Genomic DNA, 24498 nt, shown 5'->3' with positions numbered 1-24498 from the left:
GTTTTCTTCTATTTTGCCCCTTTGTGTTTTGGGGGGGGGGGGGGGGGGGGGGCGGGGGGGCGGGGGGGGGGGGGGGGGGGGGGGGGGGGGGCGCCCCCCCCCCAGGGGGTCGTGGGGGGCTTGGCCCCCCGCTGAGAGGAGCCCGAGCGCGAGGTAGCGCGGAGCGCGCCATTCGCGAGGACCTTGCCTGTCAGGCGGGCGCCAGCGGCAGGCGGATTTCGAAGCGGCAGCCGGGCCCCGCGTTGACCACGTCGATCATCCCGTCGTGTGCCTCCACGATGCCCTGGGCGATGGCCAGCCCCAGACCCGCGCCGCCATCCGAGGAAGGAGTCCGGGCGACCTCGCCGCGGAAGGCGACGTCGAAGACCCGGGCGAGGTCCGCCGCCGGGATTCCGCCGCACGCGTCGGAGACGGCCAGGTAGGCGGTGCCGTCCGACACGCCCGAGCTGAGCGTCACGGTTCCGTCGGAGGGCGTGTGGCGGATGGCGTTGACGACCAGGTTGGCCAGTGCCCGTCCCAACGCCCCCGCGTCGGCCTCCACCGGCGCGGGCGCGGCCTCCGCCGCCAGCCGTACCCCCTTGGCCGCCGCCACGGCCTCGACTCCGGCCAGCGTGTCGGCCACCAGGTCGGCCAGCCCGATCCGGCCGCGGCTCAGCCGCAGCGCCCCGGCATGGATCCTGGACAGCTCGAACAGGTCGTCCACCATCACCGACAGCCGTTCGACCTCGTGCCGGATCCGGGTGACGTAGCGCAGGTCGGTGACGACGCCGTCCTCCAGCGCCTCGGCCATCGCGCGCATCCCGGCCAGCGGGGTACGCAGGTCGTGGCTGACCCAGGCGACGAGTTCGCGCCGCGCGCCTTCCAGGGCCTGCTCGCGCGCGTACGCCTCCTCCAGCGTGTTGGCGATCGTCTGCAACTCCGACGGCAGCCCCTGCGGGGCGATGAACGGCGCCGAGCGCACGGCCTCGACCAGCCGCCTGCTCTCCCGCACCACCCGCCTGGCCACCACGTACGCCACGCCGAGCCCGACCAGCGCCCCCACGCCCACGACCGCGAGCACCACGTCCCTGGCCCGGCCCTCGATGACCATGTCGACGGTGATCGCCGCCACGCCCGCCAGCGTCGCCGCGACGGCCGCGACCACGACGACCGCCAGCATGGCGCCGATCGACCGGGCGCGCCGCCAGCGCAGCACGCCGATGCCGGCCGCGGCCACCAGCAGGCCGAGCGCGGCGGCGACGAGGATGGACAGGGCGGTCATGGCAACGGTTCGTACCGGTATCCCACGCCCCAGACGGTGACGATCCGCTGGGGTGCCGTCGGGTCTGGTTCGATCTTCTCACGCAGCCGCCGTACGTGCACGGTCACCGTGGAGGAGTCGCCGAACGACCAGCCCCACACCTGGTCGAGCAGCTGGGCGCGGCTGAAGGCCTGCCTCGGGTTGCGCATGAGGTAGGCGAGCAGGTCGAACTCGCGGGCGGTCAGCATGATCTCGGCCTCGCCCAGCCGTACCTCGTGGGCGCCGACGTCCACCGCGAGGTCGGCGTCGCGCAGGACGCCGGTCCCCGCGGTGCCCGTCGCGCCACGGGCGCGGCGCAGCACGGAGCGCACGCGCAGGGCCAGTTCGCGCGGGCTGAACGGTTTGGTCACGTAGTCGTCGGCGCCGGTCTCCAGGCCGACCACCCGGTCGATCTCCTCGCCGAGCGCGGTCAGCATGATCACGGGGACCGGCCAGCGCTCCCTGAGCTTCCTGCAGACCTGGAGCCCGTCGACTTTGGGCAGCATCAGGTCCAGGACCATGAGGTCGGGCGGCCTGGCGAGGGCCCGGCGCAGTGCCTCGGCCCCGTCGCCGACGCATTCGACCTGGTGACCGTCGCGCTCCAGGTATCGGGCGACGACCTCGGCCACCGTGGGGTCGTCGTCGACCACCAGGATGCGGGTGTTCACCTCTTCACGGTACGGCCCCGCGGTACGCAACCGATATGGACGTCACCGAGCCGTAAGGACACCGAAGGACGTACCTTGGTCACATGGGTCGCATTGTCGCGCTGGTGCTTGGCACGCTCGCCGCTGCCTTCGTGCTGTTCAACTTCGTCCTCCCGATGGTCGCCGTGCTGTTCCAGGTGGCTCTGATCATCGGTGTCATCGCTCTGGTCGTGTTCATCGCGGTCAGGGTGATCAGCGGGTCGCCCTCGCGGTGACCTTCCTGTTCGATCCCGCCTGGCTGGTGGCGCTGGCCACGCTGGCGAGCGTCGGCATCCTGCTGCTGGCCGCGTGGGCCGCCAGGCTGCTGCCCGCGCGTGACGGCGCCGCGCCGAGCTTTCCGCTGCGCTACGCACGCCGGATCGCGTTCGTACGGCAGCGCGATCCCGACGCCGCCGGCCGGGCCAGACCGAGAGCCCCATCACCGAGCCCCGCTTCACGTTAGGCGGGGCTCGTATCCAGGCGAGCCCTCATCTCCCCCGAGGAAGGGCTCATGATCGACTCTCTGGTCACATTCGTCATCGGCACGGCGGGCGGCAACGCCGCGCTCGGCATCGTGCTGTTCACCATCGCGGTACGCGTGCTGCTGCTACCACTCGGCGTCAAGCAGGCCAAGGCCGCCCAGCTCCGCGAACGGCTGGCGCCCAAGCTGAAGGAGCTGCAGAAGCGCCACTCCCGCAACCCCGAGCGGCTGAACAAGGAGATGACCGCGCTCTACGCCAAGGAGGGCAGTTCGCCGCTGGCGGGGATCTGGCCGAGCCTGGCGCAGGCGCCGTTCCTGTGGGTGGTGTATCAGGTCGCCACGCACCCGACCGCGCTGGCCGGGCACACCCTTTTCGGCGCGCCCCTGGGGCACCAGGTCGCCGCGCTGGTCGCGAATTACGGACTGATCAGTTGGCCATTTTTGGTCTTTGCTGTTGTGATCTTCCTGATCGCTCTCGTGGCATGGCTGACCGCCCGCAAGATCGACGGTCCGGCGTGGATCAGGGCGTTGCCGTTCGCCACCGCGCTGTTCGCGCTCGTGATGCCGCTGGCGGCCGGGCTGTACCTGCTCGTCTCCACCGCGTGGACGGCGGGGGAACGGGCGGTGCTGGCTACCCGGCCTCTCTGAGCGCGGCCACCTGCCCGTTCGCCACGCCGTTCGGAGCGGGCAGGATCGCCCACACCGTAGTGGTGTCGCCGTCGTGCCGAACGCCCCAGCTCTCCGCGACGTATTCGACGATGCCCAGGCCACGGCCACCGAGCGATGAGAGCGTGGGGCGGCCCGCGCGCGGCTCGGTGGCCGCTCCGCCGTCGCTCACCGCGACTTCGATGTGATCATCGCTCCACAACCAGGCCACCCTGACCATGCCGGACGGCAGCGGATGGGCGTGCCTCAGAGCGTTGCTCAGCAGCTCGCTCACGACCAGGACAGCGTCGTCGACGGCGTTCTCGAAGACGCCGCTCGCCTGCAGATCAGTGCTCAGACGCTGGCGGGCGACGGCGACGCTGGACGGTGCGTAAGGCAACAGCACCACGCTCGACACGCGCACCTCCCCGCTCCCAGTTCCCCCCGAGGGAACACTCCCCGGTACGACCGAAATGCCCCGTTACCCAGTCCCAGAAACCGCATCTCGATCACAGCTTGTACACATTGGACGATAGATCAGCGCATCCGTTACCACCTCGTTACCGCATCGGTGTGTCGGATCGGATATCAGGCGCACGATCCAACGCCAGCCTGATACGGGTGCCCCCGCCCGGCCGGGGATGCGCGCTCACCTCACCGCCCTGGGCCCTGGCCAGGCTCCGCACGATGTAGAGCCCGAGCCCCACCCCGCCGAACCTGCGCCGGTCACCGCTGTCGACCTGCACGAACCTCTCGAAGATGCGCTCGCGGTCCTGGGCGGCGATGCCGACGCCCTCATCGTCCACCACCACGATCACCCGATCGTCCTCCGGCCACGCCTCGACCGAGATGAGGCCGCCCCTCGGCGAGTACTTGAAGGCGTTCTCCAGCAACTGCCCCAGGATGATGTCGGTGGCCAGCGCGTCGCCCCGCACGGACGGCAGGCGATCGGGCACCACCACCTCGACGCTGTGCCGGTCCGACAGCACCGGCAGCCCCAGCGTCGCCGCCCGCACCCGCTCGGCCAGGTCGAACGTCTCCATCCGCACCGACAGCTCCTCTGCCCCCGCCCGCGAGCCGAGCAGCAGATGGTCGATGAGCTGCCCGAGCGACCTGGCCCGCTCGGCGATCGTGTGCACCGCCGAGCGCCGCTCGGCGTCGCTGAGCTTGTCCCAGCGCGCGTCGAGCGTGCTGGCGAACCCGCCCACGATCGTGATCGGGGTACGCAACTCGTGGCTCGTGGTCGCCAGGAACAGATCCTTGGCCTCCTCAAGCTCCTTGGCCGTGGTCACGTCGCGGAAGTCGACGACGATCTCCCCGGTCTCCTCGATCCGCGCGCTCACCACGTCGAGCCAGCGCCCGGTCTCCATCTGGAACGTCAGCTTCTCCCCAGGCTGGGGCAGCGGGAACGGCGGCGGCCCGCCCAGTACCGCCTCGGCGCTGAAGGCGGTCATCTCGGCTGCCGCCGGGTTCCACTGCAGCACCCGGCCCTCGTCGTCGAGGACCGCGATGCCGTCGGCGCTGGCGTCGAACACCGCGCGCTCGTGCGCCCGCTGACGCACCGCGTCCTGGTAGGCCATCGCGTTGCCGACCGCGATGCCGGCGTGTCCGGCGAGCAGCTCCAGCAGCTCCAGCTCGACGTGCCCCGGCTTGTGTTCGGCGAACAGCGCGTAAAGCGCCCCGTACGGCCGGCCGCCCACCGCCGCCACGCCGAGCGCGATCGTGTGCAGTCCGGGCAGCCGCGCCCAGACGAGATCACCGAGCCCATGCGACTCGAGCAGGACGGTCTTGCCGGTGCGTAAGAGCTTGCCGACCAGGCTGTTGCGCATGTCGGCCGTGGTGTCCTTCAGCGAGTCCGGCAGCTGGTGCACGCTCACCAGGCGCAGCCGTTCCCCCTCGATCAGCACGAAGCCGCCGGCGTCCGCGCCCGTCAGCTCGGTGAGGCTGGCGGCGATGCGGTCGAGTACGGCGGGCAGCTCCAGCTCGGAGTTGATGTCGCCGACGACGTCGTTGAGCCGGCGCACCAGCCGCTCGCGGCGCGCCACGCGCACCCTGGCGCCCTCGTCCTCCTGCGTCAGGTGGTGCACGCAGACGTAGCCGGCGACGGCGCTGCCCTGGAGCAGCGCGCTGGTGTCGATCCGCACGTCCAGCAGGCTCCCGTCGCGGCGGAAGCGCTTGGTGTGCAGCGAGACCTGGCCGCCGGTGCGCACGCGTTCGAGGACCGCGTTGTGCTCGGCGGTCAGCTCGGCCGGCACGATCGGGGCCCGGCGCCCGACGATCTCCGCGGCCGTCCAGCCGAACAGCCGCTCGGCCGCGGGATTCCAGTGGAGCACCGTCTGATCCCGGTCGAGAGCGATGATCGCGTTGGGGGAACTGGCGAGCACGACGGCGGCGAGGTCGTCGTCACTACCTGCCCGCATGTCTCCCACATCTCCATACTGCCCGTGGCGGGGTGCTTCCGTCGGGCGATCCGTCCGATACGCTGCGGTCACGGGTTCCCAGGTGGCGAAGTGGGTGAGGGTATGTCGAGCGGTGATCTCGATGCCCTGCTCCGCGTGACCTCTTCGACCTACCGCAGCGAGGACCCACCCGACGTCGCCTTCGGCCGCTACGACGGCGCGGTCGGCAGGCTCGTCCTCGCCGTGACCGCGCGCGGCGTCGTGACCTGCAGTTTCGACGAAGAGAACACGGTGTTCGAGCGGGTCGCCAAGCAGTTCGGCTCCTTCATCGGACCCGACGCCGCCCGGCTCGACCCGGTGCGCCGCGAGCTCGACGCGTTCTTCTCCGGGCGCCTGCGCACGTTCACCACGCCGGTGGACCTCACCCTCGCCACGCCGTTCGCCAAGACGGTTCTGCAGAAGATGATGGCGGTGCCGTACGGGACGACCACGACCTACGGCGAGATCGCCGAGCGCATCGGCCGGCCGCGCGCGCTGCGTGCGGTCGGGAACGCGCTCGCCCAGAACCCCGTGTGCGTGATCGTCCCGTGTCACCGGATCGTGCAGGCCGACGGCGAGCTCGGCGACTACGCCGGAGGCGCCGCCGCCAAGCGGCACCTCCTGACCGTCGAGAACCGCTGACTCACTTCGCGCGCGCCCGGCCGAGCAGTCCGACCAGCAGTGTCACCAGTGCCGCCACGATGGCGCCGCCGAGCGCGCCGTTCATCCACGGCTGGCGTACGGCCTCGCGCAACGGCAGCCAGATCCGGTCCCACGCCTCGACCGTCGGCGTGCCCGTGGTCACCCAGTAGGCGGCGAAGCCCAGCGCCCACGGGATCAGCATCGACCAGCGGGCCGGCGCGTTCTCCGCGGTGTTCCACCGGGTGCCGCCGCCCAGCAGGAAGTAGTCGACCGCGAGCACCGCGAACATCGGCACGAAGACCGCGCCGATCACCCCGAGGAAGGCGCCGTAGGAGGTGACGTCCACGGCCAGCGCGATCGCGACCGTCAGCACGCCGATGGCGGTGGAGAAGATCCGCCGGTCCACCCTCGGCATGAGGTTCTGCAGCGACACGGTCGTGGAGTACACGTTCGCGAACGACTGGTCGGTCTCGCGCAGCACCAGGATGGCGAAGAACAGCGCGCCCAGCGGCGCCGCCACGAACGGCGCGAACACCGCGGTGGAGTTGGCCGCGACCGCCGAGGCCCCGGCCAGCGCGACCGCGTAGACGCCCAGGCCCAGGCAGGCGATCTGGGCCAGCGTGTAGCCGCCCACGACGCCGGTGAAGGCGGCCCTGCTGGAGCGCGAGTGCCGCGCGAAGTCGGCCGCGAGCGGCACCCACGAGATCGACAGCGCGATCACGTAGTCGACGGCCGGGGCGAACGCGGTCCAGTCGCCGCCGGTCTGCGGCGGCGCCTTGCCCAGGAAGTCCACGGCGAACCAGACCATCGCGATGATCACGCCGATCGTGACGTACCTGCGCAGCAGCCTGATCGCGCCCAGCGGCCAGATCGTCAGCGCCGTGGTGACCGCCCCGGCGACAAGCACCCAGACGGCGTACGGCACCGCCGTACCGAAGATCGCCATCGCGCCGTTGGAGATGACCCAGAGCTCGAACGCGCCCCAGCCGATCATCTGGACGATGTTGAGCACGGTCGGGATGTAGGACAGCTTGGCGCCGAACAGCCCGCGCAGCAGGACCATCGCCGGTTTGCCCGTCTGGGTGCCGGGGATGGCGGACAGTCCCACCATGGCGGTGCCGATGAGGCTGCCGACCGCGGTGGCGGTGAGCGCCGCCGCCAGGCTCAGCGGCGCGTCGCCAAGGGGGTTGAGCAGCAGCAGCGCGCCGGAGAAGCCCAGCAGGCTGACCGCGAGGTTGGCCCACAGCGCGCCCTGGTCGAGCACGCCGAGGGTTTTCGGCGTGGCCCCGTCCAGGGTCAGGGCCACCTCAGAGTGGTGCGGTTCATCAGAGTGGTGTGATCCATCGACGACACGCGTCATCGTGAACGCTCCCTACGCCGGCATTACCCGGTCAGGTTCCGGCGGTCGGCAATGCGTGGGGATTGCCCTCTCAGCCCGGCCGTGCCCGAGCTCCCGCGCTTATGTAAGTTTCAGGCGGATTATGCCACTCGCCTGGCATGTGGCAAGACACCGGGCGGTCCCGGGGCCTGGGAGAATGGGTACATGACGGTTCCCGAGATCGAGGCCAAGGACGTGCCCGTGGGCGCGTACCTGCTTGACGTGCGTGAGCAGGGCGAGTGGTTGGCGGGGCACGCACCCGACGCCGTGCACATCCCCATGGGCGAACTGCAGTCACGTCTCGACGAGGTGCCCGCCGGGCAGCCGGTCTACGTGGTGTGCCGGGTGGGCGGCCGCTCGGCGCACGCGGCGGCCTGGCTCAACCACGTCGGCCGCGAGGCGGTCAACGTGGGCGGCGGCATGCAGTCGTGGGAGGCCGCCAGGCGGCCGATGGTGAGCGAGAGCGGCCAGGAACCGTTCGTGGCCTGACCCCGAATGCGAGGTCCGACCGCCGCCAGCGCCGGGAGGGCGGCCGGGCGAGCATCGGAGCATGGAATACGAGATCAGCGCCATCGACCCGGTGATCGTGCGCGAGCTGCTCCGGGCGGACGACGCGGGCCGGGCGCCCCGCTTCAGCATCGACGAGGAGGGCGGCGCGCCGCTGCGGTGCTGCCTGCGCAAGGCGGCGGCGGGCGAGCGGATCGCCCTGGTGTCGTACGCGCCGCTGCGCCGCTGGGCCGCCGAGACCGGCGCCGACCCCGGGCCCTACGACGAGCTGGGGCCCATCTTCGTCCACGCCGAGCCGTGCGAAGGGCCCGGCACGACCGCCTGGCCCGCGGCCCACACCGCCCAGCGGGTCCTGCGTGCCTACACCGCCGACGGGCGCATCCACGGCGGCCGTCTCCTGCCCGAGGGCGCCGACCCCGAGGTGGCGCTCAAGGAGGTGCTCTCCGACCCCGAGGTGGCCTTGGTGCACGTACGGGCGGTCGAGTATGGCTGCTTCCAGTTCGCCGCCCACCGGGCTACTTGAGCAGGCGCGACAGACGGCGGTCGGCGAGCGGCTTGCCGCCCGTCTGGCAGGTCGGGCAGTACTGCAGCGAGGAGTCGGCGAACGAGACCTCCCTGATGGTGTCGCCGCACACGTCGCAGGGCTGCCCGGCCCGGTTGTGCACGCGCAGGCCCGACCTCTTCTCTGCCTTCAGGTCCTTGGCCGCCACCCCGTGCGCCCGCTCGACCGCCTCGCGCAACGTGGCCACGATCGCCTCGTGCAGGTCGGCCACCTGCGCGTCGGTCAGCGAGGCGGCGATCTTGAACGGCGACATCCTGGCCGCGTGCAGCACTTCGTCGGAGTAGGCGTTGCCGATGCCCGCGATCACCTTCTGGTCGCGCAGAAGACCCTTGATCTGGGTACGGTTGCCACCCACGATCCCCTTCAGCACGTCCACGGTGAAGGTGTCGGCCAGCGGGTCGGGACCGAGCGAGGCGATACCCGGCACTTCATCCGGATTTTTCGTGACATAGACAGCCAGGCGCTTCTGCGTGCCCGCCTCGGTCAGCTCGAACCCGGGGGCCAGGCCCTCGTCGTCGGGCGCCAGCCGTACCCGGACCGCCAGCGGCCCCTTGCCGGGACGGACCGGCTTCGCGCCCGAGAGGTCGTCCTTCCAGCGCAGCCACCCGGCGCGCGCCAGATGGATGATCAGGTGCAGACCGTCACAGTCGAGGTCGAGGAACTTGCCGTGCCGCGCCACGCCGGTCACGGTGAGCCCGCCGAGCGCGCTGACGGGCGGATCGAAGGTCTTCAGCGCCTGGAAGGCGACCACGTCGACGGCCAGGATCGTCCGGCCCACAGCCCGCTCACGCAGGAAATCGGTGAGCGACGCCACTTCTGGAAGTTCGGGCATGCATCCAGATTATGGTCCACAGGCTGTGGAAAACACGGCGCTAGGGTCAAGGTATGAACGTGACGATCGCCGAAGAAGTCCTCCTTCTCGCCCACAGCGAAGAAGAGGGCAAACAGCTCATCCCCGGCACCCAGCTGGACACCGCGCTGGGCGGCTCCATCCTCGCCGAGCTGGCGATCAACGATCGGCTGGAGCTCTCGGACAAGAAGGTGTCCGTCAAGAGCGCCGCCCCGCTCGGCGACCCCGAACTCGACGCCGTCCTCGCCCGCATGGCCGAGGACGGCAAGGCGCGCCGCCCGGTGTGGTGGGTGCAGAAACTGTACTCGGGCAAACTCCGCAAGCGTCTTCTGGAACGGCTGGCCGCCGCCGAAGTCCTGAACGAGGAGCGGGCCAAGGTGCTCGGCCTGTTCCCCACCTCCCGCTGGCCCGAGGTGGACGGGCGGGTCGAGGCCGAGATCCGCGCCCGGGTGGCCGCCGTACTGGGCGGCACTGAGCCCGACGCGCGCACCGCCGTCCTGATCGCGGTCCTGCACGCCGCCAACCTGGACCGCAAGGCCTTCCCCGGGGCCGACAGGAAGCGGGTCAAGGAGATCGCCGAGGGCCAGTGGGCGGGCGACGCGGTGGCCAAGACCATCGCCGCCATCAACTCGGTCATCCTCATCACGGCCACCACGGCCGCAGTAACCGCCTCTACGACCACCACCTGACCCAACCCGCCCAGACCCCCATGCGCCAGGAGACCCACCCACCGGGATCCGGAAGCCCCCAAAGGGACCAGGGTGCACTTGCCGACCGGGCTGTCGCCGGGGTGTGCCCCCGCGTGCCCAGGGGGCGGGTGTGGCCGCCGGAGTGCCCAGGGGTGGGTGTGCCCTGCCGCGTGCCGGCGGGGCGGTCGTTGCGGCGGGCCGCCCGCGCGCCCTGCCTGCCGTGTCCCTGGACGGAGGGCCAGGGACTACGGCGGGCGGGGGTGGGGGCGGCGGAGCCGTAACGGAAAAACTGCCCGTAAGAAAAGAGCGGTCAGTTGGCGTCGAGGATCTCCTTGGGGACGGGCTTGTCGGCCTTCAGGGCGTTGAAGAGGGCCAGCGCCTTCTGGGTGTCCCACTTGACGGCCGTGCCGCCGCCGGCGATCTCGTTGCCGCCGAACGGCACCACCGTGGTCACCGGGCTGTCGCCCATCGCCAGCCCCAGCGACAGCATGTCGAACGCCCCCGTCGACTCGTCCACCACGACCGCGTCCGTCGCGCTCGCCGCCAGCGGGATCGAGGTGAACGGGTTGATCAGCACCCCGGGGCTCGCGGCCTTCTTCACCACCGCGCCCAGGAACTGCCGCTGCCTCTTGGTCCGCTCGAAGTCCGGCAGCGCGCCGCCCTTGCGGGTGCGGACGTAGCCGAGCGCCTGGCCGCCGGTCAGCTCCTGCTTGCCCTTCTTGAGGTTGAGCCCGGCCTTGGGGTCGTTGATGTCGGCCCGCACGTTGATCTCGACGCCGCCGATGGCGTCCACGATGTCCACGAACCCGGCGAAACCAATCTCCATGTAGTTGTCGATGCGCAGGCCGGTGACGTTCTCGAGGGTTCTGACGAGCAGCTTCGGCCCGCCGAGGGTGTAGGCGGCGTTGAGCTTGTTGCGGCCCTTGCCGGGGATGGTGACCGCGGAGTCGCGCGGCAGGCTCACCAGCGTCGCCTTGTCGCTGCCCTCGGGGACGTGCAGCAGCATCATGGAGTCGGTGCGCTGCCCGGCGGCGCGGCCGGTGGCGAGCTTCTTGCGCTGGGCGGCGGACAGGCCCTTGCGGCTGTCGGAGCCGACCAGCAGCCAGTTGGTGCCGGGGGTGTCGGCGGGACGGCCCTCGTAGTCGTCGAGTACGCCCGGAATGCCGGTGAGCCGGGAATTGACCCAGAAGAACATGCCGATGGCCGCCACCAGCAGCAACACCAGCAGGCCCGCCACACTGATCGCGATGATCTTACCGATGGGCCGGCGCCGTCCGGTGCGGGGCGGCTTGGCCGGTGGACGGTTGAATGGGCCCCCGCCGCCCTGGTGGACGGCCGTGGGCGGCACCTCGCCCCCGCCGCCGCCCCGCCCCTTCAGCGGCTTCACCGGGCTGTTGCCGGGGCGCTCGCGGCCGTAGACTCGCCCGGCAGAGCGCGGCGGCTCGGCGGGCGATGGCGGGAACTGTTGCGCCGGAGCTCCGGCCGACCGCATGCCGTCGTCAGGCCGGCTCGGCAACGGGCGACCCTCGCCCGGCGAGCGCAGCGGGCGCGTGCGATCTTCCTCTGCCACGTCTTCCCTCTCCCATCGGTTGCCATAACGCTACGTCGAGCCCCACACCAGTGGATGCGTCCCGCCAAGGATTTCCCACGGAAAAGTACGCGGAACACACTCTGGGTCACTTCGGAAACATCTGATGCCACCAGCGTCGTTACGGTTTATGGACGACCTCTATCGAAGGGAAGATTGTGTCCGCTTCGGACCCATGGAGTAGCTGCCCGTGCACGAGCACGGGTTCCGCTGAAGGCGGCTCACTGCGGTGAGCGCCTATCTGGGCCTGCTGGCCCTCCTCCTCCTCACCGTCGCGACCGGTTACTTCGTCGCGCAGGAGTTCGCCTTCGTCGCCGCTGACCGGGGAATCCTGCGTGAGCAGGCCGCGGCCGGCGACAAGTCCGCCGAGAAGGCCCTCAAGGTGATCTCCCGGCTCTCCTTCATGCTGTCGGGCGCCCAGCTGGGCATCACCGTCACCGCGCTGCTCGTCGGCTTCCTCGCGGAGCCGGCCATCGCGACGCTGGTGCGGCCCTGGCTGACCGACCAGGGCCTGCCGCCCGCCGTGATCACCGGCCTGTCCGTCACCGCGGGCGTGTTCGTCGCCACGGTCGTGCAGATGGTCCTCGGCGAGCTGGCCCCCAAGAACTTGGGCATCGCCAGGCCGGAGGCCGTCGCCAAGTTCCTCGCCCGTTCCACGCTGGTGTACCTGGCCGTGGTCGGCCCCCTCGTGCGGCTGTTCGACTCCGCCGCCACGGGCCTGCTGCGCAAGGTGGGCGTCGAGCCGGTCGAGGAGGTGGAGCACGGCGCCACCCCCGAGGAGCTCTCGCGGATCATCGCCGAGTCCACCCAGGCGGGCGAGCTGCCCCCGCGCCTGTCGGACCTGCTGGAGCGCGCGCTGGAGTTCGGCGACCGCAATGCCGAGGAGATCATGGTGCCGCGCCCGCGCGTCGTCGTGCTCCGCTCCGACCGGCCGTTCTCCGACCTCGTCGACGCGATCCGGGAGCACGGCCACTCCCGCTACCCCGTCCTGGGCGCCGACGGTGACGTCGCCGGTGTCACCGGGGTACGCGAGCTGCTGGCCTCCGGCCGTGAGGAAGGCGTGATCGCCGAGATCACCCGTCCCGCGCTCCTGGTGCCGGATTCCCTTCCCCTCCCGCTGGTGCTTGAGCGTATGCGCCAGGCCAAGGACGACATCGCCTGCGTCATCGACGAGTACGGCGGGCTGGCCGGCGTCGTCGCGGCCGAGGACCTGGCGGAGGAACTGGTCGGCGAGCTCGTTGACGAGAACGACCCCGAGCCCGAAGGCGTCACCGAGCACCCCGACGGCACCTGGGAGGTGCCCGCCTCCTTCCGCCTCGACGAGGTCGAGCGCGCGACGGGCATCGCCCTGCCGGAGAGCGACGACTACGACACGCTGGCCGGACTCGTGCTGGCCCGGCTCGGCCGCATGGCCGAGCCCGGCGACGCGGTGACGGTCGAGTGCACGCCGGAGACCGACCCGTTCTCCGAAGACCCCGATGAGCACCTCGCCGAACTCACGGTCCTGTCGCTCAGCCGCAGGGTCCCCGAGTGGGTACGGCTGGCGCCGGTCCAGCACCACGCGAGGGCCGCCCGATGACCATGATCATCATAAGCCTCGCGCTGCTGGCCTTCAACGCCTTGTTCGTCGCGGCCGAGTTCGCCTTCGTCTCCGCCCGGCGCCACCGCCTGGAAGAGGTGGCGACCGGCGGCAACCGCATGGTCAGGTTCGCCGCCAAGTCCGCCGTGGGCGGCAGCAGGCAGCTGTCGCTCATGCTGGCCGGCGCCCAGCTCGGCATCACGCTGTGCACGCTGGGCCTCGGCCAGGTGACGGAACCGGCCATCGAGCACTTCCTGGAGCCGGTCTTCGCCGCGATCGGCGTACCGGAGTCGCTGCGGATGCCGATCGCGCTGACCATCGCGCTGGCGCTGGTCACGTTCCTGCACATGGTCATCGGCGAGATGGCGCCGAAGTCCTGGGCGCTGACCCACCCGGAGCGGGCGGCGTTGCTGCTGACGGTGCCGTTCAGGGCGTTCACCTCGCTGATGAAGCCGCTGCTGTGGTCGCTGAACGGGGTGAGCAATCTCATCCTGCGCCTGTTCGGCGTCGAGGCCCGCAACGAGCTGGCCACGACCAGGACGCCGCGCCAGCTCGCCATGCTGGTGGGCGAGTCGGCCAGGATGGGCCTGCTGGACCGCGAGGAGCACGACCTGCTGACCCGTGCCCTGCGCCTGCAGGCCGAGGGCATCGAACGCCTCATGGTCCCCATCGCCGAGGCCGCCTGCGTGCCGCCGGAGGCGACGGCGGGTCAGATCAAGGAAGTCGCGGCCAGAACCGGACACCTGAGGCTCCTGGTGGGCACGGGAACCGACGTCCAAGGCGTCCTGCACGCCCGGGACGCGCTGCTCCACAAGGACGCGACCGCGGCCGTCCTGGCGCGGCCGCTGCCCCGGCTGGCCTGCGTCACGCAGGTTCCCGAGGCCGTCACGGCCCTCCAGGAGGCACGAGCCCACCTGGGCCTCGTGACCAGCGCGGACGGCACCGTCATCGGCCTGGTGAGCCTGACCGACCTTCTGGGCGAACTCCTCGACATGCGGGCGATCGCCGCCTGATAGGTCAAATCTTGTCCGCTCATGGCGAAACCCGCGAAAGCGGTTAGAAAGCGAGTTGCAAGCGCCCGCGTCTAGGTTCTCCGGACGCGGGCGCTCGCTGCGCGCATGGCAAAAAAGAAGAGCCCCGGCTCTTGCGAACCAGGGCTCGTTTCGTCACTGTGGGTCTGCCACCAGCAAGGCCAAAGCATCAGAGCCCGGGAACAACACCCCGGGAAACAGGAAGGACCTGGCAATCACGATGACCGGGGGCGAAAGCACAAACCGGGAATCACGATGACCGGAGCTCACCTGAATGCGGGCGAAAGCTCGGGCAATCAGGGGTACCCGGGCGAAAGCCTGGCTGGGGGTCCGGGGGTTATCCCCGGGAGAAATGCGAAGAGGCCTGCGGGAGTGGCCCCGAAGGGGCTACAACCACAAGCCTCCGCCGATTCGCGTGGGCGAGGAGGGATTTGAACCCTCACGTCCTTTCGGACACACGGACCTGAACCGTGCGCGTCTGCCGTTCCGCCACCCGCCCTTGTTGGGTGCGGAGAAACAGTAGCACGGAACTGCCGCTGGTACTGAACCCGGATACGATCGCATAAGACACGGGAGCGGATGAGCTGGGCGCGACTGCCGACGAGCGCCTGGCTCACGGTCGCGTGGAACGTGCGGAAGCCTAGGAGCAGCAGCTTCTAGGCGGCCGCGATCATATGCACGGAGGAAGGGAGGTACCCGGTGGGAGTCCTTCAGCGCTTCGAGCGACGGCTCGAAGGCTTGGTTGAGGGGGCCTTTGCGCGGGCGTTCAAGTCTGACCTTCAGCCGGTCGAGGTCGCCAGCGCGGTCCAGCGTGAGATGGACGAGCGCGCGGCGATCGTCGCCCAGGGTCGGACACTCGTGCCCAACGACTTCGTGGTTGAGCTGTCCACCACGGACAGCGAACGGCTTGAGGTCTACGCCGACAGCATCAGCCACGAGCTGGCCAACCTCGCCAGGGAGTACGCCAAAGAGCAGGGCTACTCCTTTGTGGGACCGGTCCGGGTGCGTTTCGAGACGGCCAACGACCTCGCGGTCGGACTGTTCCGCATCAGGTCGGGCGTCATCCGCGGCGCCACGGTCGAGCAGGACGAGATCCGCCAGCCGGCCAGCGACCTGCCGCCCTCGCGGCCGAACGCCTTCAACGGCAGGCCCCGCCTGCTCGTCTCCACGCAGGACGACCCCCAGGGCGACCGCTCCTACGAGCTCACCACGCCGGTGACCTTGCTGGGCAGGGGCACCGACTGCGATCTCCGTCTCGTCGATCCCGGCGTCTCCCGTCACCACGCGGAGCTACGCGTCGAGGGCCAGCAGGTGGCCCTCGTCGACCTGGGATCCACGAACGGCACTTTCGTCAATGGCCAGCCGGTACGCAGGATCGAGCTCCAGAACGGCACGCGAGTGACGTTGGGACGCACGACCCTGGTGTTCCGGCGCGATTAGGGGTAGACAAACGGTCCATGTCCGAGCTCACGCTGCTGCTGATCCGGCTCGCCTTCCTGGCGGTGCTGTGGTTTTTCGTCATTGCCGCAGTCGGCGTGATCCGGACTGACTTGTTCGGGTCACGCACTGCTCCCGCGGGGCCACGCAAGGGCGCCAAACCCGCCAAACCCGTGGCAAAGCCAAAGCCCAAGAAGGGCGAGCCACGCCAACTGGTTGTGACGGGTGGCCCCCTGCAAGGCACCACCATTAACCTCACGGAGACGCCCATCACCATCGGCCGGGCCAACGACGCCACGCTGGTAGTCAGCGACGACTACGCTTCCAGCCGGCACGCCCGGCTCTTCCCTCAGGACGGTCAGTGGATCGTGGAAGATCTCGGTTCGACCAACGGCACGTATCTCGACCGCTCAAAAGTCACCCGTCCGACCCCGGTGCCGCTCGGTGTTCCGATCCGCGTCGGCAAGACAGTCATTGAATTGCGCAAATGACCATCGCACTCCGCTACGCCGCCCGCTCGGACGTCGGCCTCCTCCGCGAAGGAAACGAGGACTCGGCGTACGCTAGCGGCCGCCTGCTCGCCGTCGCGGACGGTATGGGCGGGCACGCACACGGCGAGGTGGCGAGCTCTGTCGCCATCGCCGCAATGGCCTCACTCGAAGAGGCCCAGCAGGGGGGTGACCTGCTCAACGCCATCGAGGCAGCGGTACGCGACGCCAACCGCAAGCTGCACGAGATGGTGGGCAGGGATCCGAGCCTCAAGGGGATGGGCACCACCCTGACCGCCATGCTCTGGAACGGCACCCAGGTCGCCCTGGTGCACGTCGGCGACTCGCGCGCCTACCTGCTCAGGCGTGGGGAGCTCTACCAGATCACCCACGATCACACGCTGGTGCAGCAACTGGTCGACGACGGCAGGATCACCCCCGAGGAGGCGGCGACGCATCCTCAGCGGTCGATCCTGCTCAGGGCGCTCGACGGCAGCGGCGAGGTCGATCCCGACCTCACGCTCCGCGAGGCGCAGATCGGCGACCGCTACCTGCTCTGCTCCGACGGGTTGTCCGGTGTGGTGAGCGCGGAGACGCTGCACGCCACGCTGACGAACATCGACGACCCGGAAGAGGTCGTGCGCCAGCTGATCGACCTGGCCAACCGGGGCGGCGGTCCCGACAACATCACGTGCGTGCTCGCCGATGTGATCGAGCTGACCGACGGGCAACAACTGCCTTCGGAGGCCGCGGTCGTCGGCGCGGCGGGCATGAATCGCTCGCACCCCTCGGGCAATCCGGCGGGGCGAGTAAGCGCGGTGACCGCGCCCCAGCCGGCCATCACCGACGATGACTTCGACGAGCCGGGCGTCCAGACGTCCCGCCGTTCGCCGAAGCGTCGCCGGGTGTGGCCTGTGCTGGTCACCGTGCTCGCCGTCGGCGCGGTCGTCGTAGGCGTCGGCGGCTACGTCGGTTGGCAATGGACCCAGGACCAGTTCTTCGTCGGAGCTAGGGGCGACGAAGTGGTCATATATCGCGGCATCCAGCAACAAGTCGGGCCGCTTGAACTCTTCAAAGTAGTCAAGGGGACCGGCCTGCAGGTATCCACCCTTTCAGACCCCGACAAAGCCGACATCCAGCAGGGCATCCCTGTCGAAAGCATTGATGACGGCATCAAGAGGATCAGCGGCTTGAAGCCCTCCACGAACAAGTCAACTCCGCCGCCTTCCGCCTCGCCCACCCCGACAGCGACGAAGAAGTCGCAGTAGGGTCCGAACAGGTGAGTAACGAAGTGGCAGCAGCCCCCGTCCCCATGCCCGCGAAACGGCGTGTGGCGCAGCTTCTCATGCTCGCGCTCGCGGTGGTCGTCGTGATGGGCGCGTACGCCAACGTCGGCCTGGCCATGGACGAGAAGATCCCGTCCGGCATGCTCACGTACGGCCTCAGCCTGGGCGGACTCATGCTGGCCGCCTACCTGGTGCTGGCGAAGTTCGCGCCCTGGGCGGATCCCCTGATCCTGCCGCTGGTTACGCTGGTCAACGGCCTCGGCCTGGTGATGATCTACCGATTGTCCGAGGCCGACTCCGGCCTGCCGTCGGCCAAGCTGGCCTCGCCCAACACGCAGTTGCTCTGGACGCTGATCGGCATCGTGCTGTTCAGCGCCACCCTGATCTTCCTGCGCGACCACCGCGCGCTGCAGCGGCTGACCTACACCGCCGGTGCCGCCGGGCTCTTCCTGCTGGTGTCGCCGCTGATCCCGGGCCTGGGCCAGGAGATCAACGGCGCCCGCATCTGGATCGGCATCCCGGGCGTCGGCCAGATCCAGCCCGCCGAGTTCGCCAAGCTGGCGCTGGTCATCTTCTTCGCCGGCTACCTCGTCGCCAAGCGCGACGTGCTCGCACTGGCCGGGCGCCGGCTGCTCTTCATCGACCTGCCCCGCGCCCGCGACCTCGGCCCCGTTCTCATCACCTGGGGCGTCAGCCTCGGCGTGCTGGTCATGCAGAAGGACCTCGGCTCCTCGCTGCTGCTGTTCGGCACGTTCATCGCGATGCTCTACATCGCCACCCAGCGCATCTCGTGGGTCATCATCGGCATCTTGCTGTTCGTGGGCGGCGCCGTACTGGCGGGGCTGGTCTTCGACCACGTGCAGCAGCGCTTCGAGGTCTTCCTCAATCCTGGGGACCCCGAGCTCTTCGTCAAGATCGGCGGCAGCGAGCAGCTCATGCAGGGCCTGTTCGCGATGGGCTCGGGCGGCATCCTCGGCACGGGTCTCGGCCAGGGCCACCCCGACCTGATCCCGCTGGCCTTCTCCGACTTCATCTTCGCCGCGACCGGCGAGGAGATCGGCCTCACCGGCCTGATGGCGCTGCTCATGGTCTACGCGCTGATCGTGGAGCGCGGCCTGCGTACCTCCATCGCGGCCCGCGACCCGTTCACCAAGCTGCTGGCGGGCGGCCTCTCCTTCCTGCTGGCCTGGCAGGTCTTCATCATCGTCGGCGGCGTGACGAACCTGATCCCGCTGACCGGCCTGGTCACCCCGTTCATGTCCCAGGGTGGTTCCGCCCTACTGGCTAACTGGATACTTATCGCCCTTTTGGTACGCATGTCGGACGCGGCGAGAAGGCCTCCGCCCCAGGCGATCCAGGACGAAGGACTGACGCAGGTGTTCCAGCGATGAACAGCACACTCAAGCGCGCCGCCGTGGCCTGCCTGGCCATGTTCGCGCTGCTCATGATCAACGTCAACTATCTGCAGGCCGTCAAGGCCGACAACTACCGCGAGGACTCCAGGAACAACCGCAACTACTACGAGCGGTACGCCGTCCAGCGCGGACGCATCACCGCCAGTGGCAAGACGATCCTCGCGCAGTCGACCGAGACCAAGGGCACGTTCAAGTTCCTGCGGGACTACCCGGAGGGCGAGCTCTACGCGCACGTCACCGGCTTCTTCTCCCCGGAGAGCGAGTCGGCCATCGAACGTTCCGAGAACAGCCTGCTCGACGGCTCCAGTTCCGACCTGCTCCTGCGCCGCAGCATCGACCTGTTCACCGGCGAGCCCACCAAGGGCGCCAACGTCGACCTGACGATCAACCCCAAGGCGCAGAAGGCGGCCTACGACGCGCTGCGCCAGAGCGGCAAGCGCGGGGCCGCGGTCGCGATCGAGCCCAAGACCGGCAAGATCCTCGCCCTGGTCTCACTGCCGACCTACGACCCGGCCAAGATCTCCGTGCCGGAGAAGCCGAAGGCGTTCGCGGCGTACAACAAGCTGGAGAAGAACCCCGACAAGCCGCTGATCAATCGCGCGATCGGGGACTTCTACGCGCCGGGCTCGACGTTCAAGGTCGTCACCACCGCCGCCTGGCTGGAGGACGACTCCAGCCGCGACGGCCAGACGGTCGTGGACGCGCCCACCCGCCTGTCGCTGCCGAACACCACCACCACGCTGCCCAACTACGGCGGCGCGGCCTGCGGCGGCGGCCAGGTGCCGATGGTGTACGCGCTGGAGCGCTCGTGCAACACCCCGTTCGGCAAGATCGGCCTGGACCTGGGCTACGCGAAGATCGCCGAGCAGGCCAAGAAGTTCGGCGTGGGCGAGCCGCTGAGCATTCCCATGGGCGTCGAGGCCAGCACGATCGGCGCGGAGGAGAAGGAAGACCCCGCCGCCATCGCCATGACCTCGATCGGCCAGCGCAGCGCGGTGATGACGCCCCTGCAGATGGCCATGGTCGCCGCGGGCATCGCCAACAACGGCTCGGTCATGAAGCCGTACCTCGTCAACAAGATCACTGACGCCAAGGGCGACGCGGTCGACGAGGGCGAGCCCGAGGAGTTCTCCGAGGCGATGAGCCCCGAGAACGCCGCCAAGCTCAAGAACATGATGGTCAGCGTGGTCGCCAACGGCACCGCCAAGACCGCCCAGATCCCCGGCGTCGACGTGGGCGGCAAGACCGGCACCGCCGAGACCCGCGAGGGCAAGGCGCCGCACGCCTGGTTCATCTCCTTCGCCCCGGCCCAGGACCCGCAGGTGGCCGTGGCCGTCTTCGTCGAGTCCGGCGCCGCCAGAGTCGGCGAGGAAGCCACCGGCGGTGGCGTCGCCGCCCCCATCGGCAAGGCGATCACCGAGGCGGTGCTCAACAAGTGACCCCGGGCACGCAGCTGGCCAACCGCTACCTCCTCGTCTCCCGCATCGCCGCGGGCGGCATGGGCGAGGTGTGGCGTGCGCGCGACCAGCTGCTCGCCCGTGAGGTCGCGGTCAAGGTGCTGCGCAGCCACGTCTCCGGCGACCCCACCTTCCGCAGCCGCTTCCGCAACGAGGCACGCATCACCGCCGGGCTCGCCGACCCCGGCATCGCCCAGGTCTTCGACTACGGCGAAGAGGCCGACCTGGCCTTCCTCGTGATGGAGCTGGTCCAGGGCGAGCCCCTGTCGGCCATCCTCGGGCGCAACGGCTCGCTCGGGCCCGACGTGGCGCTCGACGTCATCCACCAGACCGCCAAGGCGCTGCACACCGCCCACAGCTCCGGCGTGATCCACCGCGACATCAAGCCCGGCAACCTGATGGTCACCCCCGACGGCAAGATCAAGGTGACCGACTTCGGCATCGCCAGGGCCCTGGAGGCCGCGCCGGTCACCCAGACGGGCACCGTGCTCGGCACCGCCCAGTACGTCAGCCCCGAACAGGCCCAGGGCACCACCCTCACCCCGTCGACAGACCTCTATTCCCTCGGCGTCGTGGCCTACGAGTGCCTGGCCGGGCGGCCGCCGTTCCAGGCCGACACCCAGGTCGCCATCGCGCTGATGCACCTCAACGAGTCGCCGCCGCCGCTCGGCGTGGACGTGCCGCGGCCGGTGCGCGAGCTGATCATGGCGCTGCTGTCGAAGGACCCCGAGCGCCGGCCCGCCTCGGCGATGGAGCTGGCCGATCGGGCGTACGTGCTGCGCGACTCGCTGGCCGCGCTCCAGCAGCGGACCGATCTGAGCATGTTCACCGACCCGGCCGGGTTCCGGGTGCGGGAGCCGTACACCGGTGAAGCGAGCGGGCCGCGATCGGGTGAGGTCGAGGGCGTGGCTCAGGGGTACGGCGAGGCGTACCCGCAGCCGGAGGGGTCGGATCGCACCACCGACGACCTCGGCGGCGGCGCGCCCCTCACCACGCGGCAGGCTCCGGCGGCCCGCAAGGGCCGGCGCACCGTTGTGCTCTTCGCCACCGCGGCGTCCGTGGCGGCGGTGGGTTTCGGCGCTTTCATGGTGGCAAGAGGGCAGGAGGCGCCACCGCCTGACGTGGCCGAACCCACTCAGGCGTCGCTCAACCGGCCCGCGGAGATCAAACCGCGCAAGACCAAGACGCCGACCCCGCGTCCGTCGGTGGTTCCGGTGAAGTCGACGCGGCCGGTAACCTCGCGGTCAGCTACCGTAAGCTCGTCGGCAACTCCAAGTCAGAAGCCGACTCCGAAACCGACCCCGACGACGACCCGGACCCGGACCCCGACTCCGACACCCACCCCAACGCCCACGATGTCGCCGACACCGACACCGACGGCCTCACCTGACCCGGGTGACACAAACCCGCCGAAGGAGGAGACGTGATGCGTCTCGGGGTCGATGATGGACACCGGCGGCCACTCGTTACAGCACGGTGCAGGCCGGTACCCAAGATGAACGGTAAGGGACAGTGCAGGAAATGACTCAGCCTCGGCTACTCGGTGGTCGCTACGAACTCGACGGTGTCGTCGGGCGCGGCGGCATGGCCGAGGTGTATCGCGCCCGAGACATCCGGCTGGACCGCATCGTCGCCATCAAGACGCTCCGGGCGGACCTCGCCAGAGACCATACGTTCCAGGCCAGGTTCCGGCGCGAGGCGCAGTCGGCGGCGTCCCTGAACCACCCCGCCGTCGTCGCGGTCTACGACACCGGCGAAGACGGCACCGAGGGCACCCCCGTGCCCTACATCGTGATGGAGTACGTCGACGGCCGGACGCTGCGCGACCTGCTGCGCCAGGACCGGCGGCTGATGCCGGAGCGCGCGGTCGAGCTGGTCGACGGCATCCTGCGCGCGCTCGACTACAGCCACCGCGGCGGCATCGTCCACCGTGACATCAAGCCGGCCAACGTGATGATCACCCGGGCCGGCGACGTCAAGGTGATGGACTTCGGCATCGCCCGCGCGATGGCCGACTCGGCCGCCACCATGACGCAGACCGCGCAGGTGATAGGGACCGCCCAGTACCTGTCGCCGGAGCAGGCCCGCGGCGAGCGCGTCGACGCCCGCAGCGACATCTACTCCACCGGGTGCGTGCTCTACGAGCTGCTGACCGGGCAGCCGCCGTTCACCGGCGACTCCCCCGTCGCGATCGCCTACCAGCACGTGCGCGAGGAGCCCATCCCGCCGTCGCAGATCGACCCCGAGATCCCCGCGTGGGCCGACGCGATCGTGCTCAAGGCGATGGCCAAGGACCCCGCCCAGCGCTACCAGAGCGCCCAGGACATGCGCGCCGACATCCAGCGCGCCATGTCCGGGATGCCGGTCGACGCGCAGACGATGGCGATGACCAACTACGGCGCGGGAACCCGCACCATGGCCGCCACGCAGCAGCAGGGTGGCCCGGCCACCGGCCGCACCGGCGCCGTCCCGCCCTACGAGTACGGGGACACCGAGCACGGCGGCCGGGGTGGTCGCCGGCGCGCGGCCGGCGGCGGCAACAAGGCGGTCAAGACCGCCCTGTGGATCGTGATCCCGCTGCTGATCATCGGCGCGTTCATCGGTGTCGCGTACGCCTTCCTCGGCGGAGGCGGCGGCGGCACGCCCACCACCGCGGCCCCAGTGAAGGTGCCGCCGCTGACCGGCCTGACCCAGAAGGAAGCCGAGACACAGCTCACCACCCTGGGGCTCACGCCCAAGGTGGAGGAGGAGTTCAGCAGCGACGTCAAGAAGGGCGTCGTGATCTCCAGCAACCCGGCGGTCGGCGCCGAGGTGCCCAAGGGCGGCGAGGTCACCCTCACCGTGTCCAAGGGCGTGCAGAAGGTGAAGGTGCCGGACGGGCTCGTCGGGCTCGACAAGGACGCCGCCCGGACGATGCTGACCGACCTCGGGTTGAAACCCGTGTTCAAGACCGGGGTGTCCGGCAAGGCGCAGGGCAAGGTGTACAAGACCGACCCGGCGGAGGGCGCCGAGGTCAACGAGGGCACCACGGTCACGCTCTTCGTGCCGGCCGAGCTGTCCGAGGTGCCGAGCGTGCTTGACCTGACCGAGGCCGACGCCGCCGCGGCGCTGCGCGCGGCCGGTTTCCGGGTCAAGGTGGTCCCGCAGTCCAGCCCGGACAAGCCGGAGGGCGTCGTCATCCAGCAGAACCCGGGTGAGGGGACCAAGGTGGCGCCCAAGACCACGGTCACGATCGTGGTCTCCACCGGGCCGGACGTGCAGCCGACGGAAACGCCCACGACCGACCCGCCGTTCCCCACGGAAGAGCCGACCGGGGAGCCGACGGAGGACGATCCTCCGGGCGACGACAGCTTCTGAGGCAGACGACGGGCCCTCCGGTTTCCGGGGGGCCCGTCGGCGTGCGGCGCAAAAAGGCGCCCCCGCCGCTCGGGGGCAACGGCGGGGACGCTTAATGAGTAGTCGTGCGCGGCCCCGAGCGCGTTACAGCGTTGAGTTCAGCCAGTTCGCCAGGAGTCGGTGCCCATGATGGGACAGAATCGACTCTGGGTGGAACTGGATGCCTTCCACGGGCGCCGTGCGGTGGCGCAGGCCCATGATGACGCCGTCGGGCGTGCGGGAGACGACGTCCAGGAGGTCGGGGACCGTGGCCGGGTCCACGGCCAGCGAGTGGTAGCGGGTCATCTCGACCGGGCTGGGCAGACCCTCGTAGACGGTCTTGCCGTCGTGCTCCACCTGGCTGGTGCGTCCGTGCATGAGCTCGGGGGCGGTCGAGACGGTCGCGCCGTAGGCGACGGCGATGGCCTGGTGGCCGAGGCACACTCCCAGCAGCGGCAGGCCGCGGTTCGCCGCGTGGTGGACCAGCGGGACGCTGATGCCGGACGCCTCGGGGGTGCCGGGCCCCGGGCTGATCAGCACCGCGTCGAAGGCGTCGGCGTCGGCCGGCAGCACCTCGTCGCGCGGGCGCACGTCGCAGGAGGCACCCAGCTCACGCAGGTACTGGACGATCGTGTGGACGAAGCTGTCGTGGTTGTCGACGACCAGCACCCTGGTCACGTGGAGC

General features: G+C 70.0%; 24 protein-coding genes, 1 tRNA gene and 1 riboswitch. Of the genes, 16 read left to right on the top strand and 9 right to left on the bottom strand.

From position 1 onward, the window contains the following. Nucleotides 1-190 precede the first annotated feature (190 nt). Both ACIBKY_RS43420 and ACIBKY_RS43415 read right to left on the bottom strand, forming a co-directional pair. Nucleotides 191-1261, bottom strand: a complete 1071-nt coding sequence (locus ACIBKY_RS43420; RefSeq protein WP_397106490.1) for a sensor histidine kinase — start codon at nucleotides 1259-1261, stop codon at nucleotides 191-193. Beyond that, a complete protein-coding gene (locus ACIBKY_RS43415; protein ID WP_397106488.1) occupies nucleotides 1258-1947 on the bottom strand; it encodes a response regulator transcription factor in 690 nt (229 codons plus the stop codon). Before ACIBKY_RS43415 ends, ACIBKY_RS43420 begins: the two co-directional genes overlap by 4 nt. Before the next feature lie 83 nt (nucleotides 1948-2030). Between ACIBKY_RS43415 and ACIBKY_RS43410 the strand changes: the two genes are divergently transcribed. From ACIBKY_RS43410 to ACIBKY_RS43400, 3 genes are read left to right on the top strand one after another with little or no spacing between them, the layout of a single operon-like run. Further along, nucleotides 2031-2201, top strand: a complete 171-nt coding sequence (locus tag ACIBKY_RS43410; RefSeq protein ID WP_397106486.1) for a hypothetical protein — start codon at nucleotides 2031-2033, stop codon at nucleotides 2199-2201. After that, nucleotides 2198-2428 carry a DUF6412 domain-containing protein gene (locus ACIBKY_RS43405; RefSeq protein ID WP_397106484.1) on the top strand — a complete coding sequence of 77 codons (231 nt, stop codon included), beginning with the start codon at nucleotides 2198-2200 and terminating at the stop codon, nucleotides 2426-2428. Before ACIBKY_RS43410 ends, ACIBKY_RS43405 begins: the two co-directional genes overlap by 4 nt. Nucleotides 2429-2476: 48 nt before the next feature. Continuing rightward, nucleotides 2477-3094, top strand: a complete 618-nt coding sequence (locus ACIBKY_RS43400; RefSeq protein WP_397106482.1) for a YidC/Oxa1 family membrane protein insertase — start codon at nucleotides 2477-2479, stop codon at nucleotides 3092-3094. Here the strand turns inward: ACIBKY_RS43400 and ACIBKY_RS43395 are convergent. Both ACIBKY_RS43395 and ACIBKY_RS43390 read right to left on the bottom strand, forming a co-directional pair. After that, a complete protein-coding gene (locus ACIBKY_RS43395; RefSeq protein WP_184959016.1) occupies nucleotides 3078-3515 on the bottom strand; it encodes an ATP-binding protein in 438 nt (145 codons plus the stop codon). The two genes, ACIBKY_RS43400 and ACIBKY_RS43395, sit on opposite strands and share 17 nt — an antisense overlap. Before the next feature lie 136 nt (nucleotides 3516-3651). Next, nucleotides 3652-5511 (bottom strand): PAS domain S-box protein, encoded by a 1860-nt coding sequence (locus ACIBKY_RS43390; protein WP_397106480.1) that lies wholly within the window; start codon nucleotides 5509-5511, stop codon nucleotides 3652-3654. Nucleotides 5512-5646: 135 nt separating this feature from the next. Here ACIBKY_RS43390 and ACIBKY_RS43385 point away from each other — a divergent pair, with 135 nt between their 5' ends. Further along, on the top strand, nucleotides 5647-6171 hold the full coding sequence (locus ACIBKY_RS43385; protein ID WP_397106478.1) for a methylated-DNA--[protein]-cysteine S-methyltransferase: 525 nt from the start codon (nucleotides 5647-5649) through the stop codon (nucleotides 6169-6171). 1 nt (nucleotide 6172) lies between these two features. On the opposite strand, the gene ACIBKY_RS43380 is transcribed toward ACIBKY_RS43385, so the two are convergent. Next, nucleotides 6173-7477 carry a purine-cytosine permease family protein gene (locus ACIBKY_RS43380; RefSeq protein WP_397106476.1) on the bottom strand — a complete coding sequence of 435 codons (1305 nt, stop codon included), beginning with the start codon at nucleotides 7475-7477 and terminating at the stop codon, nucleotides 6173-6175. Nucleotides 7478-7523: 46 nt separating this feature from the next. Beyond that, nucleotides 7524-7638, bottom strand: a riboswitch (TPP riboswitch). A gap of 76 nt (nucleotides 7639-7714) precedes the next feature. Between ACIBKY_RS43380 and ACIBKY_RS43375 the strand changes: the two genes are divergently transcribed. After that, entirely contained in the window at nucleotides 7715-8038 is a 324-nt protein-coding gene (locus ACIBKY_RS43375; protein WP_397106474.1) for a rhodanese-like domain-containing protein, read from the top strand. Between the two features lie 61 nt (nucleotides 8039-8099). Next, nucleotides 8100-8579 (top strand): DUF1203 domain-containing protein, encoded by a 480-nt coding sequence (locus ACIBKY_RS43370; RefSeq protein ID WP_397106472.1) that lies wholly within the window; start codon nucleotides 8100-8102, stop codon nucleotides 8577-8579. Here ACIBKY_RS43370 and ACIBKY_RS43365 read toward each other — a convergent pair. Further along, nucleotides 8572-9450, bottom strand: a complete 879-nt coding sequence (locus tag ACIBKY_RS43365; RefSeq protein ID WP_397106470.1) for an Fpg/Nei family DNA glycosylase — start codon at nucleotides 9448-9450, stop codon at nucleotides 8572-8574. The two genes, ACIBKY_RS43370 and ACIBKY_RS43365, sit on opposite strands and share 8 nt — an antisense overlap. A gap of 53 nt (nucleotides 9451-9503) precedes the next feature. On the opposite strand from ACIBKY_RS43365, the gene ACIBKY_RS43360 reads away from it, so the two are divergent. After that, nucleotides 9504-10157: a GPP34 family phosphoprotein gene (locus ACIBKY_RS43360; protein ID WP_397106468.1), complete on the top strand. Its 654-nt coding sequence runs from the start codon at nucleotides 9504-9506 to the stop codon at nucleotides 10155-10157. A 310-nt stretch (nucleotides 10158-10467) separates the two neighbouring features. Here the strand turns inward: ACIBKY_RS43360 and ACIBKY_RS43355 are convergent, their stop codons facing one another. Continuing rightward, nucleotides 10468-11727, bottom strand: a complete 1260-nt coding sequence (locus ACIBKY_RS43355; protein ID WP_397106466.1) for an LCP family protein — start codon at nucleotides 11725-11727, stop codon at nucleotides 10468-10470. Between the two features lie 247 nt (nucleotides 11728-11974). Here ACIBKY_RS43355 and ACIBKY_RS43350 point away from each other — a divergent pair, with 247 nt between their 5' ends. Then, entirely contained in the window at nucleotides 11975-13324 is a 1350-nt protein-coding gene (locus ACIBKY_RS43350) for a hemolysin family protein (RefSeq protein ID WP_397106464.1), read from the top strand. Next, nucleotides 13321-14337, top strand: coding sequence for a hemolysin family protein (locus ACIBKY_RS43345; protein ID WP_397106462.1), 1017 nt, complete (start codon nucleotides 13321-13323; stop codon nucleotides 14335-14337). Before ACIBKY_RS43350 ends, ACIBKY_RS43345 begins: the two co-directional genes overlap by 4 nt. Nucleotides 14338-14771: 434 nt before the next feature. Here ACIBKY_RS43345 and ACIBKY_RS43340 read toward each other — a convergent pair. Next, a tRNA-Leu gene (locus tag ACIBKY_RS43340) sits at nucleotides 14772-14854 on the bottom strand. Nucleotides 14855-15054: 200 nt separating this feature from the next. Between ACIBKY_RS43340 and ACIBKY_RS43335 the strand changes: the two genes are divergently transcribed. From ACIBKY_RS43335 to pknB, 7 genes are all read left to right on the top strand, one after another. Then, on the top strand, nucleotides 15055-15795 hold the full coding sequence (locus ACIBKY_RS43335; RefSeq protein WP_184959026.1) for a DUF3662 and FHA domain-containing protein: 741 nt from the start codon (nucleotides 15055-15057) through the stop codon (nucleotides 15793-15795). Nucleotides 15796-15812: 17 nt separating this feature from the next. Continuing rightward, complete coding sequence (locus tag ACIBKY_RS43330) at nucleotides 15813-16283, top strand: FHA domain-containing protein (RefSeq protein WP_397106460.1); 471 nt, start codon at nucleotides 15813-15815, stop codon at nucleotides 16281-16283. Next, nucleotides 16280-17548 carry a Stp1/IreP family PP2C-type Ser/Thr phosphatase gene (locus tag ACIBKY_RS43325; protein WP_397106458.1) on the top strand — a complete coding sequence of 423 codons (1269 nt, stop codon included), beginning with the start codon at nucleotides 16280-16282 and terminating at the stop codon, nucleotides 17546-17548. Before ACIBKY_RS43330 ends, ACIBKY_RS43325 begins: the two co-directional genes overlap by 4 nt. 44 nt (nucleotides 17549-17592) lie before the next feature. After that, on the top strand, nucleotides 17593-18957 hold the full coding sequence (locus ACIBKY_RS43320; protein WP_397106502.1) for an FtsW/RodA/SpoVE family cell cycle protein: 1365 nt from the start codon (nucleotides 17593-17595) through the stop codon (nucleotides 18955-18957). After that, entirely contained in the window at nucleotides 18954-20420 is a 1467-nt protein-coding gene (locus tag ACIBKY_RS43315; RefSeq protein WP_397106456.1) for a peptidoglycan D,D-transpeptidase FtsI family protein, read from the top strand. The genes ACIBKY_RS43320 and ACIBKY_RS43315 overlap by 4 nt, the downstream gene beginning before the upstream one ends. Then, on the top strand, nucleotides 20417-21865 hold the full coding sequence (locus ACIBKY_RS43310) for a serine/threonine-protein kinase (RefSeq protein ID WP_397106454.1): 1449 nt from the start codon (nucleotides 20417-20419) through the stop codon (nucleotides 21863-21865). Before ACIBKY_RS43315 ends, ACIBKY_RS43310 begins: the two co-directional genes overlap by 4 nt. A gap of 94 nt (nucleotides 21866-21959) precedes the next feature. Beyond that, nucleotides 21960-23795, top strand: coding sequence for a Stk1 family PASTA domain-containing Ser/Thr kinase (gene pknB, locus ACIBKY_RS43305; protein ID WP_397106452.1), 1836 nt, complete (start codon nucleotides 21960-21962; stop codon nucleotides 23793-23795). 123 nt (nucleotides 23796-23918) lie between these two features. Here the strand turns inward: pknB and ACIBKY_RS43300 are convergent, their stop codons facing one another. Beyond that, nucleotides 23919-24491 carry an anthranilate synthase component II gene (locus ACIBKY_RS43300; RefSeq protein ID WP_397106450.1) on the bottom strand — a complete coding sequence of 191 codons (573 nt, stop codon included), beginning with the start codon at nucleotides 24489-24491 and terminating at the stop codon, nucleotides 23919-23921. Between the last annotated feature and the right edge of the window lie 7 nt (nucleotides 24492-24498).

Source organism: Nonomuraea sp. NPDC050394 (assembly GCF_044459065.1).
Taxonomy (GTDB): domain Bacteria; phylum Actinomycetota; class Actinomycetes; order Streptosporangiales; family Streptosporangiaceae; genus Nonomuraea.
The sequence above is the reverse complement of the archived record's forward strand: the minus strand, read 5'-3'. Positions and strand labels throughout refer to the sequence as shown.